The organism is Actinomadura viridis, assembly GCF_015751755.1.
Lineage (GTDB): Bacteria > Actinomycetota > Actinomycetes > Streptosporangiales > Streptosporangiaceae > Spirillospora > Spirillospora viridis.
Genome location: NZ_JADOUA010000001.1, coordinates 157,422 through 172,760, shown reverse-complemented (window position 1 = coordinate 172,760; position 15,339 = coordinate 157,422). Strand labels below are relative to the sequence as shown.

At 71.9% G+C, this 15,339-nt stretch carries 14 protein-coding genes; 6 read left to right on the top strand and 8 right to left on the bottom strand.

The genetic code is table 11. The features are described 5' to 3' along the window. Window positions 1–15 precede the first annotated feature (15 nt). From IW256_RS00700 to IW256_RS00685, 4 genes are all read left to right on the top strand, one after another. Window positions 16–1,083 carry a S1 family peptidase gene (locus IW256_RS00700; protein WP_197009086.1) on the top strand — a complete coding sequence of 356 codons (1,068 nt, stop codon included), beginning with the start codon at window positions 16–18 and terminating at the stop codon, window positions 1,081–1,083. Between the two features lie 227 nt (window positions 1,084–1,310). Beyond that, window positions 1,311–2,012: a TetR/AcrR family transcriptional regulator gene (locus IW256_RS00695; protein WP_197009085.1), complete on the top strand. Its 702-nt coding sequence runs from the start codon at window positions 1,311–1,313 to the stop codon at window positions 2,010–2,012. A gap of 408 nt (window positions 2,013–2,420) precedes the next feature. Further along, window positions 2,421–3,515: an NAD(P)H-dependent amine dehydrogenase family protein gene (locus IW256_RS00690; RefSeq protein ID WP_197009084.1), complete on the top strand. Its 1,095-nt coding sequence runs from the start codon at window positions 2,421–2,423 to the stop codon at window positions 3,513–3,515. A gap of 376 nt (window positions 3,516–3,891) precedes the next feature. Beyond that, window positions 3,892–4,365 carry a PASTA domain-containing protein gene (locus tag IW256_RS00685; RefSeq protein ID WP_197009083.1) on the top strand — a complete coding sequence of 158 codons (474 nt, stop codon included), beginning with the start codon at window positions 3,892–3,894 and terminating at the stop codon, window positions 4,363–4,365. Between the two features lie 43 nt (window positions 4,366–4,408). On the opposite strand, the gene IW256_RS00680 is transcribed toward IW256_RS00685, so the two are convergent. The 8 genes from IW256_RS00680 to IW256_RS00645 all read right to left on the bottom strand — a co-directional run bounded on the left by IW256_RS00680 (window position 4,409) and on the right by IW256_RS00645 (window position 13,387). After that, window positions 4,409–5,227 carry a nitrilase-related carbon-nitrogen hydrolase gene (locus IW256_RS00680; RefSeq protein WP_197009082.1) on the bottom strand — a complete coding sequence of 273 codons (819 nt, stop codon included), beginning with the start codon at window positions 5,225–5,227 and terminating at the stop codon, window positions 4,409–4,411. 13 nt (window positions 5,228–5,240) lie between these two features. Continuing rightward, window positions 5,241–6,431, bottom strand: coding sequence for an ester cyclase (locus tag IW256_RS00675; protein ID WP_197009081.1), 1,191 nt, complete (start codon window positions 6,429–6,431; stop codon window positions 5,241–5,243). Window positions 6,432–6,455: 24 nt separating this feature from the next. Continuing rightward, the gene (gene hisD, locus IW256_RS00670) at window positions 6,456–7,772 is read right to left on the bottom strand and encodes a histidinol dehydrogenase (RefSeq protein ID WP_197009080.1); all 1,317 of its coding nucleotides are present in this window, start codon (window positions 7,770–7,772) and stop codon (window positions 6,456–6,458) included. A gap of 47 nt (window positions 7,773–7,819) precedes the next feature. After that, entirely contained in the window at window positions 7,820–8,824 is a 1,005-nt protein-coding gene (locus IW256_RS42600) for an ester cyclase (protein WP_307828687.1), read from the bottom strand. Further along, window positions 8,817–10,199 carry an ABC transporter substrate-binding protein gene (locus tag IW256_RS00660; RefSeq protein ID WP_197009079.1) on the bottom strand — a complete coding sequence of 461 codons (1,383 nt, stop codon included), beginning with the start codon at window positions 10,197–10,199 and terminating at the stop codon, window positions 8,817–8,819. The genes IW256_RS42600 and IW256_RS00660 overlap by 8 nt, the downstream gene beginning before the upstream one ends. Next, window positions 10,196–11,026, bottom strand: a complete 831-nt coding sequence (locus IW256_RS00655; protein WP_197009078.1) for a carbohydrate ABC transporter permease — start codon at window positions 11,024–11,026, stop codon at window positions 10,196–10,198. The genes IW256_RS00660 and IW256_RS00655 overlap by 4 nt, the downstream gene beginning before the upstream one ends. Next, a complete protein-coding gene (locus IW256_RS00650; protein ID WP_197009077.1) occupies window positions 11,023–11,994 on the bottom strand; it encodes a carbohydrate ABC transporter permease in 972 nt (323 codons plus the stop codon). The genes IW256_RS00655 and IW256_RS00650 overlap by 4 nt, the downstream gene beginning before the upstream one ends. A gap of 391 nt (window positions 11,995–12,385) precedes the next feature. Further along, window positions 12,386–13,387, bottom strand: a complete 1,002-nt coding sequence (locus tag IW256_RS00645) for a LacI family DNA-binding transcriptional regulator (protein WP_197009076.1) — start codon at window positions 13,385–13,387, stop codon at window positions 12,386–12,388. Window positions 13,388–13,507: 120 nt separating this feature from the next. Here IW256_RS00645 and IW256_RS00640 point away from each other — a divergent pair, with 120 nt between their 5' ends. Beyond that, complete coding sequence (locus tag IW256_RS00640; RefSeq protein ID WP_197009075.1) at window positions 13,508–14,653, top strand: cupin domain-containing protein; 1,146 nt, start codon at window positions 13,508–13,510, stop codon at window positions 14,651–14,653. Beyond that, on the top strand, window positions 14,650–15,333 hold the full coding sequence (locus tag IW256_RS00635) for an alpha/beta fold hydrolase (RefSeq protein ID WP_197009074.1): 684 nt from the start codon (window positions 14,650–14,652) through the stop codon (window positions 15,331–15,333). The genes IW256_RS00640 and IW256_RS00635 overlap by 4 nt, the downstream gene beginning before the upstream one ends. Window positions 15,334–15,339: the final 6 nt, after the last annotated feature.

Sequence of the window (15,339 nt, the reverse complement as noted above, 5' to 3'; positions counted from 1 at the left end):
GGAGGCACAGTGAGGATGCGCCCCCTGCCCCCCGCCACTGTCGTCGGAGCAGCAGTCATCGCCGCCGCGACCGCTCTGGTCACGGCCCCCGCCGCGAGCGCCGCGCCCACGGCACCCGCGCCGGCGGCGCCGCAGGCACAGTCCGACAACCCGGGCGTGCTCGCCACCAGCATCTCGGAACGGCTCGGCACCCGTTCCGGCGGCTCCTACCTCGACAACGGCAAGCTCGTCGTCACGGTCACCGACGCCAAGTCCGCCGACCAGGTGCGCGCCGCCGGAGCCGTTCCCCGCACCGTGGCCCGCGACGGCGCCGAACTGAAGAAGGTCACCGACACGCTGGACCGCTCGGTCAAGACCGCGGGCACCGCGTGGGCCGTCGACCCGGTCAGCAACAAGGTCGTCCTGTCCTACGACGACTCCGTCACCGGCAGCAAGCTCGCCGCGCTGAAGAGAGTCGCGAAGAAGCAGGGCGACGCGGTCCGGATGGAACGCGTCCCCGGCACGTTCAACACGCTCATCGCCGGCGGGCAGGCCATCTACACCGGCGGTTCGCGCTGCTCGCTCGGCTTCAACGTGCGCAGCGGCAGCACGGACTACTTCCTGACCGCCGGGCACTGCACCAACATCGGGTCGACCTGGTACGCCAACTCCAGCGGCAGCACGGTGCTGGGCAGCCGCACGGGCACCAGCTTCCCGGGCAACGACTACGGCATCGTCCGCTACACCGGCTCGGTGGCCAGGACCGGTGACGTCTACCTGTACGGCAGCGGCTCCCAGGACATCACCTCCGCGGGCAACGCGGTCGTCGGGCAGTCGGTGCGCCGCAGCGGCAGCACGACGGGCGTGCGCAGCGGTTCGGTGACCGCGCTCAACCAGACCGTCCGTTACGCCCAGGGCACCGTCACGGGCATGATCCGCACCAACGTGTGCGCCGAGCCCGGCGACAGCGGCGGCTCCCTGTTCGCGGGCACGGTCGCGCTCGGTCTGACCTCCGGCGGCAGCGGCAACTGCTCGTCCGGCGGCACGACCTTCTTCCAGCCCGTCACCGAGGCGCTCAGCGCGTACGGCGTGAGCGTCTACTGATCCCCTATCTGAGGCCCCTCGCGTGAGTCCAGGGCCGGGCGGGTACCCCCCGCCCGGCCCTGCGTCGTCGCCATCAAGCACGCGGGTTCACGCGGGGCGAGGTTCATGTGCATGTGGTCGCCGGCCCCATGGGTACGCGTCGGCTCCCTACAGTTGGGGCCCGTCCGCGTGCAGGGCGTCGTTCCGAGGTTCAGCCGGACCCCCGGTAAGGTCGCACCGGAGGCCGGGTGTACGCGGACCGGCAGGCGATCCTGGACGGCTGGACGCCTGAATGTCGCGACGGACCAAGGGATCGAATGGCGGCTCCAGACTCGCAGGAGCAAAGGGGAACGACACCGGCGCACATCCTGCGCACCGCCGAGCGGCTCTTCGCCCGCAAGGGGCTCGACGAGGTCTCGATCCGGGACATCACCGCCGCCGCGGACATCAGCATCTCGTCGGTGTACTACCACTTCGGTTCCAAGGAGAGGCTGATCCTCGCGATCCTGGAGCGCCGGATCGCCGAGCTGAACGACCGGCGCGCCGCGCTGCTGGCCGAGATCGAGGACAGGACCGAACCGACCGTCCGGGACGTGATCTCGCTTCTGGTCATTCCCACGGCCGAGATGGCGGCGGATCGGCGCGGCGGCGGCGCCGACTACGTCCGGTTCCTCGGCGCGGTGACCTCGCACCGCAAGTACGCCCCGCTGATCCGCCAGGTTTCGCCGTTCGCCGACGAGGAGCGGCAGATGCTGCGGAGGGTCGCGCCGAACCTGTCGGACGACGAGCGCGAGTTCCGCTTCGCGCTCATCAAGACGATCGTCAACCAGGTCCTCGGCGAAAGCGGCACCGGCCTGCGGATCTGGATGCAGGGCAGCGGCCTTGACGACCGCACGCTGGCGGACCAGCTCATCGACTTCTTCACCGCCGCCTTCACCGGAAGCGGCTGACCGGCGAGGGGGCCGCCATGCCCGTCCGGCCGGTTCTGCGGGATCTCGCTGAAGGTGACCGCCCGGACGCCGCGCTCGGCGTTGCGTCGGATCTCCGCGGCGGCCAGGTTCGGGTCCCACAGCGGGACGATCACGCAGGGGATCAGACGTCCGCCGCTGTCGCCGCACCGCTCCCCGACCATGAAGTCGTTGTAGGCGCGCACAGGCCAGCGCGAGGAGATGGTCGTCCACGGAGATGATCGGGGGAACCGCAACGGTCATGATCTGTCTCCTCGGTCCCGCCGGAACGCCGCCCGGGCGCGTCTTGTCCAGCGCCAGGGCGGCTGATACTTTGCGGTACGCGGACACTATGGAGCGCTTGTTCTAGAAGGTCAAGGCCCGAATGTGGCGCGTGAAGGGAGCCAGCGGATGCCTTATCGCGTGGGACAGTGGGCGACGGGGAACGTCGGAGGGCAGGCCCTTCGGGCCGTCATCGAGCACCCCGACCTGGAGCTCGCCGGGGTGGTCGTGAGCGACCCCGCGAAGGCCGGCCGCGACGCCGCGGATCTGTGCGGTGTGCCCGCGCCGACCGGAATCCTCGCCACCACGGATCCGGAGGAGGTCATCGCCGCCCGGCCCGACGCCATCTGCTACACGGCGGTCGGCACGGCCGGCCGCCGGGAGGTGGCCACCGGCACGCGTCCGACCGGCGCCGTCGACGACCTCTGCCGGATCCTCGCGGCGGGGATCGATGTCGTGTCGACGTCGATCATCCCGATGGTGCACCCGCCGTCCGCCGATCCCGAGACGGTCCAGCGTTTGCGGGACGCCTGCGCGACGGGGAGGTCCTCGATCCTCACCTCCGGGCTGGACCCGGGGATCATGAACGACGTGCTGCCCCTCGCGCTCAGTTCGATCTGCCTGCGCATCGAATCGATCCGGGTCAGCGAGGTCATGAACTACGGAACGTGGGACAAGCCCGAGGCCATCCTCGGAAAGTTCGGCTTCGGCAAGCCGCTGGACCACCGCCCGCCGATGGTCATGCCCGGTGTCCTCACGGTCATGTGGGGCACGGTCGTCCACCTGCTCGCGGACCGCCTGGGCGTCGTCCTCGACGCGATCGAGGAGCACTACGAACTGTTCCCCGCACCGGAGACCTTCGTCATACCGGCCGGAACCATCGAGAAGGGCACATCGGCCGCCATGCGCTTCGAGGTGCGCGGCATGCTCGCCGGCCGGCCGGCGATCGTGGCCGAGCACGTCACACGGCTGCGCGATGATCTGGCCCCGCACTGGCCCGCCCCGCCCGGCGGCGGTGGCGGCGGCTACCGGGTCCAGATCGAGGGCGAACCCTCATGGACCATGGAGATCACCAACCCGGGTGTGGCCGACCCGACCGTCCCGGGCACCCTGGCCACCGCACTGCGCGTCGTCAACGCCATCCCCGCCGTCTGCGAGGCCGAGCCCGGTGTCCTCACGCCTTTCGACCTCCCCATGCTGACCGGAAGACACCTCCTCCGCTGACACCTCCGTCCGGCTCGGCGAGGTTCGGCCGGGGTCCGGCCGGAGACTGCTGCAGTGCCGTGGTCCCGAGCCGCGCATGCAGCAACAACCGTAATCCGCGCCAAGGGTGGCCTTAACTCATTCACCAGCGCACCTGCGACGGCGTTGTGGACAGGACGCCAGAACGGTTGCAGCGCGGTGCCAGGACGGCCATGATCTTCGCGTCATATCCGACCACGCTCGGGAGCGGCACATGGTGGGGATCAGGCCCCTCGTCCTCGGTCTGCTGACGGTGCCCGTGCTCATCCTGACGGCCTGCTCGGGCGGGTCCGATGGCAGCGCCCCCGCCGGGGCGAGCGGGAAGAGCGGCGCTAAATCGCAAGGTCCCTCTCCTGCGTTGCCCTCCTTCAAAGGGAAGAATCTCGACACGGTCAGCGCCGAGTTCGAGCGTTCCTGGCCCGCCTACACCACCTCGTACAGGGCCCTGACCGACGGTCATCTCTTCGATGGCGAGTCCTACTCCGGTACCTGGATCGTCTGCACGCAGGCCGAGGACTCGCAGGCGAAGACGGCGGAGTTCGGCTTCCTGCCCCCGCAGGTGCCCTGCCCGCCGGACGGGCGCGTCACCAACTGGGCCGTCGTGCCGAACTACGTCGGTAAGACCGGCAACGAGGCGCGACAGGCCGCCCTGCGGCTCGGCTTCCCCAACGTCAGTAGCCAGCCCCTCGTGACCGAGGGATACGACGACGGTTCGCACTACGAACGCGTCGTCTGCACTCAGGACCCGCCCGCCGGCGAGAGCATGCGCGAGCACTACGGGACGACGCTGAGCCTGCGAGTCGCCGACAGCAAGGGGTCCTGCAGCCGGTAGTCGACCGGGACAAGCGCTTGTCGTTCCGGCCGTCTTCCGGGTCTCAGGACGGGGCCCGCCGGTGGAGCAGCGGGGAGTAGAGGTCGGGACGGCGGTCGGCCAGGACGTCGTTGCGGGAGTTCAGGGCCTTGCTCCTGGCCAGGAGAAGGTCGACGTCGGCGGTGGCCTGCGCGCCCTCGCCCGCTTCCGCGAGCACCTGCCCGTCGGGAGAGATGATGGCGGTGCCGAGGGTCCATTCCTGGCCGCGTTCGGTTCCGGCGCGGTCGCAGCAGGCGATGAACGTGCGGTTGACCCGCGCGGCGGCCATCGCGATCACCGTCTCCGGCGGACGCTCCCCCGGCGGACGCTCCACCAGCGGCCAGTTGACCGGGGCCGCGATCAGGTGTGCGCCGCCGAGGGCGAGCAGCCGCGTCATCTCGGGGAATTCCAGGTCGTAGCAGATCAGCACGCCGATCGGGCCGGCTGACGTCCGGACGACCGGGGGTGGCCGGTCGCCCGGGGTGAAGACGGACTTCTCGGCGTCCCAGAGATGGGTCTTGCGGTAGACGGCGCGGACGCCGCCGCGGTCGACGACGGCGGCGCTGTTGTAGAGCAGGCCGTCGTCGCCGCGTTCGCAGAAGCCGCCGATGACGACGGCGTCTCCGGCGGCCGCCGCCCATTCGGCGAACAGGGGATGGTCGGGCCGGACGGCCACCGCGGCCGCCTCGGCGGGAGAGGCGAACATGTAGCCGGAGGTCACCAGTTCGGGCAGGACGATGACGTCCGCGCCGGCGGCGTCCCGGATCGCCGCCGCCGACAGCTCGCGGTTGAAGGGCAGGTCGCCGATCCGCGGGGCGAGCTGCCGGCAGGCGATCCGGGTCATGGCGTCGGCCTCCTCAGGCGCGGGCGAGCGGTGCCGGGTCGTCGCGCAGCAGCTGGGCCAGCACGTCGAACTCGTTGAAGAGCGTCCACTCCTCAATGATGCGCCCGCCGGAGAAGTACAGCTGCGAGATGCCCCAGAGGTGGACGCGGCGGCCGGTCGGGCGGCCGTACATGCCGTGCCCGCGGTGGGTCCCGACGGCGGTCCAGCGGACGGACGCGCTGAAGCCGTCGTTCTCGTTGCCCATCCAGTACACCTCGTCGACCTGCATGCCCAGGTCGGGGAACGTGGCGAGCAGGCCGCGGGCCATGCCGCGCACGTCGGCGCGGCCGTACCCGGAGCGGTTCGTCGTGCCGTGCCAGCGGACGTTCGGCGCGTACGCGCGGTCGATGGCGCTGAGGTCCCGCCGGTTGTAGGTGTCGTGGAACAACGCCCGGACGGTGTGCTCCAGGTCGAAGCCGGTGCCCGGGGCCGGGTACGGCTTCGGCCGGCGGCCGCCGGCCAGGCGCTCGACCTCGGTGATGTTGCGCTCGCCGAGGGGGGCGACGCCGCCCTCGTTGCCGTAGATCCGGGCCGCCTCGACCACGTCGATACCGAGCTGGGTCAGCTTGGCGGCGGTGTTGTAGAGGACCCACTCCTCGTAGATCTCGTTCTCCCGGACCACGCAGTTGGCGATGACCCAGGTCTCCAGCCGGCGGCCGGTCGGCGGGCCCCACCGCCACGGTCCGGTGTGGTGCCCGATGTTGATCGCGCGGTGCGAGGTGACGAAGCCCTGCTCGTCGTCGCCGGCCCAGATGACGTCGTCGGCGTAGTGACGGCAGTCGGGGAAGGCGTTGATGCTCTGGATCGTCCCGTCGACCAGCTGCTCCACGCCGTACCGGAAGCCGCTGTCGTCGTACAGGCGGCACCCGGGGCTGTAGGTGTCGTAGATGTAGCCGACGTCCTGGTCCTCCCAGATGCGGTGGGTGATCCGGACGATGTAGTCGACGATGTCGGTGTAGGTGTCCTCGAAGCCCCGCAGCGACTGCCGCCGGGCGGCGTGCCGCGGGCCTTCCGGATCGTCGGCGCCGTTGCCGGGCCGTACGGCGATGCTGTAGTCCGGCGGCATGGTCCGCCGGACGGGAGCGGACATCGCCTGCGGAGCCCCGGGGGAACGGTCCACTCCCCTGGCGGCGTCTTCGTCGCGGTACTCATCCGCGTTCGCCATCTTTATCTCGACCTTCCGTTCTCTTCAGCGGTGGCGGGCCAGGCGGAGCGTCGCGGTGGCTCCGTGGGCGGCCATGCCCTCGTACGAGGAGATCACCTCGACCGCCTCGGCCAGTAGCGGGGTGGCCTCCCGGGACGCGCGCTGGTAGGTCAGCGGCTTAAGGAACCGGGAGACCGAAAGGCCCGCGCTGTGCCTGGCGCCCCCGGCCGTGGGCAGCACGTGGTTGGTGCCGGCCATGCCCTTGTCGCTGTAGGCGACCGTGCTCCACTGGCCGATGAAGACCGAGCCGTAGTTGTGCAGGGCGTCTAGATAGTGGTCGTCGTCGGCGGTCAGCAGCTCCAGGTGCTCGGGCGCCAGGTCGTCCATCAGCTCGACGGCGGTGGCGCGGTCCTCGGCCCAGGTCACCGAGCCGTGGTCGTGCCAGGCGGGCCCGGCGATGTCGCGGGTCGCCAGCCCGGCCAGCTGCCGCTCGGCCTCGGCGATCACCGCGTGCCCGAGCTCCTCGGAGGTGGTGACCAGCGCGGCCGGGGACTCGGGGCCGTGCTCGGCCTGGCCGAGCAGGTCGGCGGCGACCAGCTCCGGGTCGGCGGTCTCGTCGGCGAGGACGGCGACCTCGGACGGGCCGGCGAGCAGGTCGATCGCCACCGTGCCGAACAGCTGCCGCTTGGCCTCGGCGACGTAGGCGTTGCCGGGCCCGACCAGCATGTCGACCGGGCGCTCGCCGAGCAGCCCGAACGCCATCGCGGCCAGGGCCTGGACGCCGCCGAGGACGTACACGCGGTCGGCGCCGGACAGGTACGCCGCGTACAGCACGGCCGGGTCGGCGGTGCCGTCGGGCCGCGGCGGCGTGCAGGCCAGCACGGTCTCGACTCCCGCGACCTTGGCCACGCCCGCGGTCATGCAGGCTCCGGCCAGCAGCGGGAACCGCCCGGCCGGAAGGTAGGCGCCGACCCGCTGGACGGGAACGTACCGCTGCCCGGCGAGCAGCCCCGGTGCCAGCTCGACCTCGAAGTCGCCGAGCCGGGCGCGCTGCTCGCGGGCGAACGCCCCCGTCCGCTCGACGCCCAGCTCCAGCGCGGCGCGCAGCTCGGCGGACAGGCCGTCGCCGCTGCGGGCCAGCTCGTCGCGCGGCACCTCGACGTCGGGACGCCGCCAGCCGTCGAGCTCGCGCGCGTACCGCAGCACGGCGTCCAGGCCGCCGCGCTCGATGTCGGCCAGCATCGCCGACACGCGCTCGGCCACGGCCGGGTCGGTCTGGGCGGCGGGACGGTCGAGGCCGGGCGCCTTGAGGATCCGGTACGAGCCCTCCAGCTCGGCGAGGCGGGCGGGGGTGAAACGCATGGTCATTCCTAACGAACGGAGACGGACGGGGACGGACGGGGTAGGGGTCAGGCGGGCTCGTCGCCGCGGGCGTGCGCGATCTGCGCGAGGATCGAGATCTCGTCGTAGATCCGCCACTCCCGGACGATCCGCCCGGCGCGGAACAGGAACTGGGAGGAGCCGAGGACCTCCACGGGCGAACCGGTGGGCCGCCCGTAGCGGGGGACGCCCTGGTACGTGCCGCGCAGGAACCACACCACGCCGACCCGGACGCCGCCGTGCGGCGCCGAGTCGTTGGCGGCGACGTCGCGGATCTCGACCCGGGCGTCCGGGAACGGCGCGAGCAGGTCGAGCAGGGCCCGCTGGTAGCCGTCCGGGCGGATCACGTCGCGGTGCCCGGTGGTGTGGCAGGTGACGTCGCGGGCGATGTAGTCCGTGGCCAGGTCCAGCCGCCGGCCGTTCCAGACCTCTTCGACCATCTCGAGGGCGTGCTCGCATTCGCCGCGGTGGTGGTCCGGACGGCGTGCCCCCGAGTCGCCGCGCACGAGCGGGTCGGGGGGCGCCGGGCCGCTCAGGATCCGGCCGTCCCCGGCGGGGAAGGCGACCCCGCGGGCGACCGCCTCGGGGTCGAGGCCGAGCTGCCGGACGACCGCCAGCTCGTCCCGGACGACCCACTCCTCCTCCATCACGCCGCGCCGGTAGAGGCAGGTCGCGATGGTGCGCGAGGTGAACGGCCGGTGCGTGGGCGGGCCGTACGCCGACGTCCCGGTGTGCGTCCCGGCGCTGAACACCCGATGCGAGCTGACGAACGCGTCGGCGCCGCGCGCCTCCCACACCACGTCGTCGGCCTGCCCGACCCGGTCCGGGAACGCGCTGATCTTCTGCAGCGTCCCCGCGACCACCGGCTCGACGCCGCGCGAGGTGCCGTACGCGCCGTGCACCACGGCGTCCGGGGCGTAGTTGTCGCGGATCAGCCCGATCCCGCGGCGCACCCAGATCCGGTCGGTCCACTCGGTGATGAACTCCTCCGGGCCGCCGTACGGCGCGTACGCGATCTCCCCCGGCTCAGCCACCGTCCCGCTCCTGGATCTGGTCGACCTGCCGGGCCGCGGACCTCAGCTCGCTTCGGACGTCCGCGCCGTGCGCCATCCTGTTGATCGCGACCTCGACGGCGTCCTGGATGCGCGGCCAGTCGATCGACGTCGGGATGATCCGGCTGTCGCGCAGCGCCTCCTCCTGAAGCCTGGGGATGCCGCCGTTCGCCGCGTTGACCTGCGGGTCGAGCATGTTGGAGGTGTGGACGGTGATGCCGCTGGCCTTCGCCGGGTCCGACTTGTCGAGCGCGACCGCCCGTTCCGTCCTGGGGTCGGTGACCCATTTGATGTACTCCCAGGCCGGGCCCTGCTTCTCCGAACTGCGCAGCACGCCCATCAGCCAGGTCATCCCGTACGAGACGCGCTCGCGGCCCGGCCAGCCCGGCAGCCGGGCGGCGGTGATGGCCTTGGCCACGTCCGGCTTGACCTTGGTCGGGTCGGTGAAGTCGTCGTACTGCCAGGTCCAGGTGAGGACGGTGTTGGCGTGGCCCTGCTCCATCGACTGGGTGGAGTCGGTCTCGGTCCAGTTGGCCGAGGCGGGCGGGCTGTACCCCTTGCGAAGCATCGAGATGTACTTCTCGGTGGCCTCGACGGCCGCCGGGGAGGTGAACGCGGCCTTGCCCTCGGCGTCGAACAGGTCGCCGCCCGCGCTCCACAGCATCGACAGCCAGGTGAACAGGTTCTGGCCGCTGCCGCGCCCGTACTGGCCGGCGACGGCGTGCCGCGGGCTGGCCGCCTTGAGCCTGTCGAGCTGGGTCAGGTACTCGTCCCAGGTCTCCGGGGCCTTGAGGCCGAGCGCGTCGTACTGGTCCTTGCGGTAGTAGAGCGCGTAGGCGTAGCCGCGGAACGGGATGCCGTAGGTGACGCCCGGCCGGCCGGCGGTCGCGGCTTCCCGGAACGCCGGCGGGTAGTCGTCCAGGGTGATGTTCGACCGCCGCATCACCTCGTTGAGCGGCTGCACGCCCTCGCGGATCGAGGCGCCGAACGCGTCGGTCCAGGCGACCAGGTCGTAGGTGCCGGTGCCGAGCGCGCTCTCCGCGACGATCTTCTGCAGGAACGACTCGTAGGCGATGTTGGCCCACTCGACCTCGATACCGGTCCTCTTGGTGAACTCGGCGTCGGTGCGGGCCCGCAGCCCGAGGAACTGTGCCGCGGTGTTGCAGCAGGTCAGCAGCCGGATCTTGGTCCCGTTGTACGGTTTTCCGGTCAGCAGGCCGAGGTCGTCGACCGGGCCCGTCCTCACGTGCCGGGCCAGCGGCCTGTCGTCCGGGCCGGCCCCGCAGGCGGTCGCGAGCATCAGGCAGGCCAGGGCGAACGCGATCCCGCGGCGGGGTCCCGGGTGGCGGCGCCTCATTTGATCGCTCCCATCGTCATGCCCTGGGCGAAGTGCTTGCGGACGAACAGCGACATGATCAGCATCGGCAGCATCACGGTCAGCCCGGCCGCCGCCATCTGCCCCCACGCCACGCCCTCGGGCCGCACCAGCGTCATCAGGCCGACCGGCAGCGTGGTCGCGTTCTCCTTGGCCAGGAAGGTCGGGAAGAGGAACTCGTTCCACGACAGCAGGAACGAGAACACGGCGCAGACGAAGATGCCGGGCGCGGCCAGCGGGGTCACCACCCGCCACAGCAGCCGGACCTGGCCGCAGCCGTCCATCCGGGCGGCCTCCTCGATCTCCAGCGGCAGGCCGTCGACGAACCCCTTGAGCAGCCAGGTGATGTACGGGACCACCAGCGAGAGGTTCACGATCACCAGCGCGGCGCGGGTGTCGAGCAGCCCGAGGTCGTGGAACAGCGTCAGGAACGGCAGTGCGATCGCCACCCCCGGGATGAACTGGGTGGCCACCATCGCCAGCAGCATCGACCTGTGCCCGGGGAAGCGGTACCGGGAGAACCCGTACGCGGCCAGCAGCGCCATCGGCAGCGCGATGAGCGTGGTGGCGACGCCGACCACGACGCTGTTGACCAGGGCCATGGTCAGGTCGTTCTCGCCGCCGATGATGCCGCGGAAGTTCTCCAGCGTCGGGCTGAAGAACGGCGAGGTGGAGAACGCGTCCCGGGCCGGGCGCAGCGCCGTCATGGCCAGCCACGCGATCGGGAACAGGATGAAGAACAGGACGGCCAGCGTGCCGAGCACGTGCAGGCCGCGCGCGGCGTACGAGCGGGCCGAGCGGGCGGTCATCGCTCCTCCTGGCGGTTCATGGCGATCAGGTAGAAGGCCGCCAGCACGCCCAGGGCCAGCACGAGGATCCAGGAGACGGCCGAGGCGTAGCCGATGTCCAGGAACGTGAAACCCTGCGCGTAGGCGTAGAAGTTGAGGGTCTCGGTGGCCCGTCCCGGCCCGCCGCCGGTGATGGTCACCACCTGGTCGAAGAGCTTGATCGAGAAGACCGCCTTGAGGAAGACCACGATCAGCAGCAGGGGCCGGAGCAGCGGGAACGTGATGTGCCGGAACCGGTCCCACGCGCCGCAGCCGTCCACCCTGGCGGCCTCGTGCACCTCGGGCGGGACCGAGGCGAGCCCGCCGAGCAGCATCAGCGCGATCAGCGGCGCCCAGCCCCACACCTCGGTCAGGACCAGCACGATCTGCGCCCAGAACTCGTCGCCGAGCCAGTCCACGTCACTGGTGAACGGCAGCACGGTGCCCAGCATCTTGTCGTACACGCCGTGGTCGGGGTTCAGCATGAACCGCCACGAGAAGCCCTTGAGCGCGGGAGCGACCGCGAACGGCAGGATCAGCAGCGCCTTGGTCAGCCCGGTCAGCCGGCCGCGCCGGTTCAGCAGCAGCGCGATCGCCAGGCCGAGGCCCACCGACAGCACCACCGAGATCACGGTGAAGCGGGTGGTGACCACGACGCTGTTGAGGAAGGTGTCGTCGCGCAGCGCCCGCGCGTACTGGTCGAAGCCCACGAACGCGCCCGGCGTCCGCGACTCGTTCAGCCGCCAGTGCCGGAAGCTGTTCACCAGCGCCGCGACCAGCGGGTAGACAGTGGTGAGCACGACCGCGGCGAGGGCGGGCGCCAGGTGCAGGTAGGGCGCGGCGCTCCGGCGCAGCCGGCCGCGCGGTCTCCTGGGGGCGCGAGCGGGCCGTCCGGGATCTTCCGCGCCGCGCGCGGTGCTCCGGCCGGCCGGTGACGTGGCCGTCACCATGGCACGTTCCAGGATCGCCGGGGAGGGGCTGGTCGCCTCGGATTCACGTCGGGGCTCCTTCGCCGGTTGGGGGGCCGTGGGCGGGGGGACGGCCGGGCCTCAGGTTCGGCGAGTGTATGCGTATTCACGCCGAGGGATCAATAGTTGGCGAAGACGGGTTTCTCCTCGCCGAGAGACCCTGTTACCGCAATGTTTCCCCAGATCAGCCAGGCGAGAGGAACGGTAGATGGCGAGACCGGCCTCGGTCCACCCCTGATGCATATCCGTATGCAGACCCGGGCAGAGCTGGGGCGCCGGCGGGTGGCGGGCCGGGCGCGGGCGCCCGGCCCGGGCGCAGAGACCGGACTCCGGCGGGGTGAACGCCCAGGCCGCGCCCGCCGGAGGGGGACGATCAGCCGGCGGGAGGGCGGGCGTGGGTGCGGCGCGCCACGAAGGTGGGCGCGAAGACGACCCGTTCCGGGTCGCCGGCCGCCTCGCCCGTGATCCGGCGCACCAGGAGCCGGGCGGCGGTGGCCGCCATCTCGTTCAGGTCGTGCCGGACGGTGGTGAGCCGGAAGGACTCCCACGCCGACATCGGGATGTCGTCGAAGCCGATCACCGTGAGCTCGTCCGGTACCCGGATCCCGGCCCGCAGCGCCGCGTCCAGGGCGCCGATCGCGATGACGTCGTTGCCACAGAACACCGCCGTCGGGCGCGGCTCGGCGGCCAGCAGCGAGGCGAGCGCGGCATGCCCGGTCTCGAACTCGAACGGCCCGCGCCGCACCCGCGCCTCCGGCAGCCCGATGCCGGCCTCGGCCAGCGCGAGCCGGAAGCCGTACTCGCGCTCCCGCCCGGTACTGGTCTCCTCCGGGCCGAAGATCCCCGCCACGCGCTCGTGCCCGAGCGTCACCAGCTCGCGGGCGGCCAGCTCGGCGCCGAGCCGGTTGTCCACCACGGCCGCGTCGGCCGGGGTGGTGCCCTCCCGGTTGAGGTAGACGAACGGCAGGCCGCGGCGGTGCAGCTCGGCGGGCAGCCCGGAGCCCAGCCCCGTGGTGGTCAGCACCACGCCGTCGATCGAGCGGTCCAGCAGCCGCTCGGAGGCGATCGCCTCGTCGGAGCGCTCCGCGAACAGCATCATCCGGTAGCCGAGCCGTTCCAGCTCGTCGTGCAGCGGCGCCACCAGGTGCGGGTAGAACGGGTTGGTCAGGTCGGTGACCAGCACTCCGACCCGCTTGGCGCTGCGGGTCGACAGGCTGCGCCCGGCCTCGCTCGGCACGTACCCGAGGGCCCGCGCCGCCTCCTGTACCCTTCGCCGGGTCTCCGCCGAGACCCGCGTGTCGCCGCGCAGCGCCCGCGACACGGTGGGCTGGGAGACGCCGGCCAGCCGGGCGACATCCCGGCTCGTGATCCCCACCTGCTGCCTCCAGCATTCGTGCCGACCTGGGCAGCATACGTCTATCCATCCGGAGCACGGGCCCCGCATGCCCCGACCCCATTGACAATCCGGCGCGCCCCTGGCGTAGTGTGCATACGTATGAATAACCAGGACAGGGTGGTGACCGGACCGGTGGACATGGCCGAGCTGGCCCGCAGGACGATCCGCCGCACCGACTTCGTCCCGTGCACCCAGGCCTTCATCGACTGCCGGACGCCGGGATCGGACCGCAAAGAGAACTACGCGATGATCGGCCCCGGGGTCAGCCAGAGCCCTGGCCAAGTGATCAACCTGCGGGAGCCGCACGGCTTCAACATCGGCGCCGCCGCGATGCCGAACGGCGTGACCAACAGCCTGCACATGCACTTCACCGCCGAGGTCTTCCTGTGCTTCCGCGGCGAGTTCCTGCTGCGCTGGGGCGCGGACGGGACCGACGGCGAGCTGCTGCTGCGGGAGGGCGACATCGCCTCCATCCCGACCTGGATCTTCCGCGGGTTCACCAATGTCGGGCCGGACGACGGCTGGCTGTTCACCACGCTCGGCCAGGACCGGACCGGCGGCATCATCTGGGGCCCGTCGGTACTGCGCGAGGCCGCCGGCCACGGGCTCTACCTCAGCACCACCGGGGAACTGATCGACACCGTGGCCGGCGACCCGCCGCCGCCGGAGGACGAGACCGTCAGGCCGATCACCGGCGCGCAGATCGCCGCGCTGCGCTCGTACTCCGCCGAGGAGCTGCGCCGGCGCGTCGCCACCCCGGACGACCTGCGGTGGAGCGAGGCACCGTTCCTCGACTTCCGGCTGCCCGGCGGCGGGGCGCGGCTGGCGGCCGTCATCGGGTACGGGATGACCGAGGACCGGTTCCAGGAGCCGATCGTGCACAACCCGCACGGCCACAGCGTCGCCTGGCTGAAGGCCCGTCCGGGCGCCGGAATGTCGCGGCACCGGCACGGCGCGTCCCAGGTGCTGATGGTCAAGGACGGCGAGTGGGAGGTCACGCTCAACGGCCCGGGCGAGGAACTGCCGGTACGGCTCGGCCCGTGGGACATGCTCTCGGTCCCGCCGGGCGCGTGGCGCTCGCTCCGCAACGCGGGCGACGATGAGGCATCGCTGGTCGTGGTGAACGGCGGCGACGGCCGGAACCGCCTGGAGTGGGACGAGGCGGTCGTCAAGGCCGCCGCGGAGGCCGGCGACGCCCTCGACCCCGGCGGCTACGTCGCGCCCAGCGCGCTGGTGCCCCGGTGACCACGCGCTCCCGGGAGACGCTCCTGGTGCCCGGGATGCTCTGCGACCCCGACCTGTGGTCGGGCGTGGACGTCCCGGGCGTCTCCGGCGTCCCGGTCGCGATCACCGAGCCAACGATCACCGGGATGGCCGAGCAGGTGCTCGCCGCCGCCGACGGCCCCTTCACCCTGGTCGGGCTGAGTCTGGGCGCGATCGTCGGGTTCGAGGTGCTGCGGCTGGCGCCCGAGCGCGTCACCGCGTTCTGCGCCATCTCCACCAACTCCGGCGCGCCGACCGAGGCCCAGCTCTCCGGCTGGAGCTCCATGGCGGAACGCACCGAGCGCGGCGAGTTCGACGCGGTCGTCCGGGACATCCTCCCGGCGATGTTCGCCGAGGAGGGCCACGACGAGCGCTTCCTCGGCATGGCGCACCGGACCGGGCCGGACGTCTTCCGCGCCCAGCTCGCCGCCCAGGCCACCCGGGTCGACGGCGCCGCGGCGCTGGGCGCGTCCCCCTGCCCGGTGCTGGCGGTCTGCGGTTCCGCCGACGCGCTGTGCCCGGTCGGCTTCCACCGCCGGATCGCCGGCACCGCGCCCGGCGGGCGGCTCCGCGTGATCCCCGGCGCCGGGCACCTGCTGCCCATCGAGCGTCCCCGGGTCCTCGCGCACGTCCTGCGCGAATGGCTCGACGAACTGTCATGACCCAGA

What these genes read in the sequence shown, in the direction of transcription:
- hisD (WP_197009080.1), bottom strand. Translation starts at nt 7,772, where the DNA reads ATGCGTTTCACCCCCGCCCGCCTCGCCGAGCTGGAGGGCTCGTACCGG.
- IW256_RS00680 (WP_197009082.1), bottom strand. Translation starts at nt 5,227, where the DNA reads ATGACCCGGATCGCCTGCCGGCAGCTCGCCCCGCGGATCGGCGACCTG.
- IW256_RS00700 (WP_197009086.1), top strand. Translation starts at nt 16, where the DNA reads ATGCGCCCCCTGCCCCCCGCCACTGTCGTCGGAGCAGCAGTCATCGCC.
- IW256_RS00640 (WP_197009075.1), top strand. Translation starts at nt 13,508, where the DNA reads ATGAATAACCAGGACAGGGTGGTGACCGGACCGGTGGACATGGCCGAG.
- IW256_RS00660 (WP_197009079.1), bottom strand. Translation starts at nt 10,199, where the DNA reads ATGAGGCGCCGCCACCCGGGACCCCGCCGCGGGATCGCGTTCGCCCTG.
- IW256_RS00655 (WP_197009078.1), bottom strand. Translation starts at nt 11,026, where the DNA reads ATGACCGCCCGCTCGGCCCGCTCGTACGCCGCGCGCGGCCTGCACGTG.
- IW256_RS00690 (WP_197009084.1), top strand. Translation starts at nt 2,421, where the DNA reads ATGCCTTATCGCGTGGGACAGTGGGCGACGGGGAACGTCGGAGGGCAG.
- IW256_RS00675 (WP_197009081.1), bottom strand. Translation starts at nt 6,431, where the DNA reads ATGGCGAACGCGGATGAGTACCGCGACGAAGACGCCGCCAGGGGAGTG.
- IW256_RS00650 (WP_197009077.1), bottom strand. Translation starts at nt 11,994, where the DNA reads ATGGTGACGGCCACGTCACCGGCCGGCCGGAGCACCGCGCGCGGCGCG.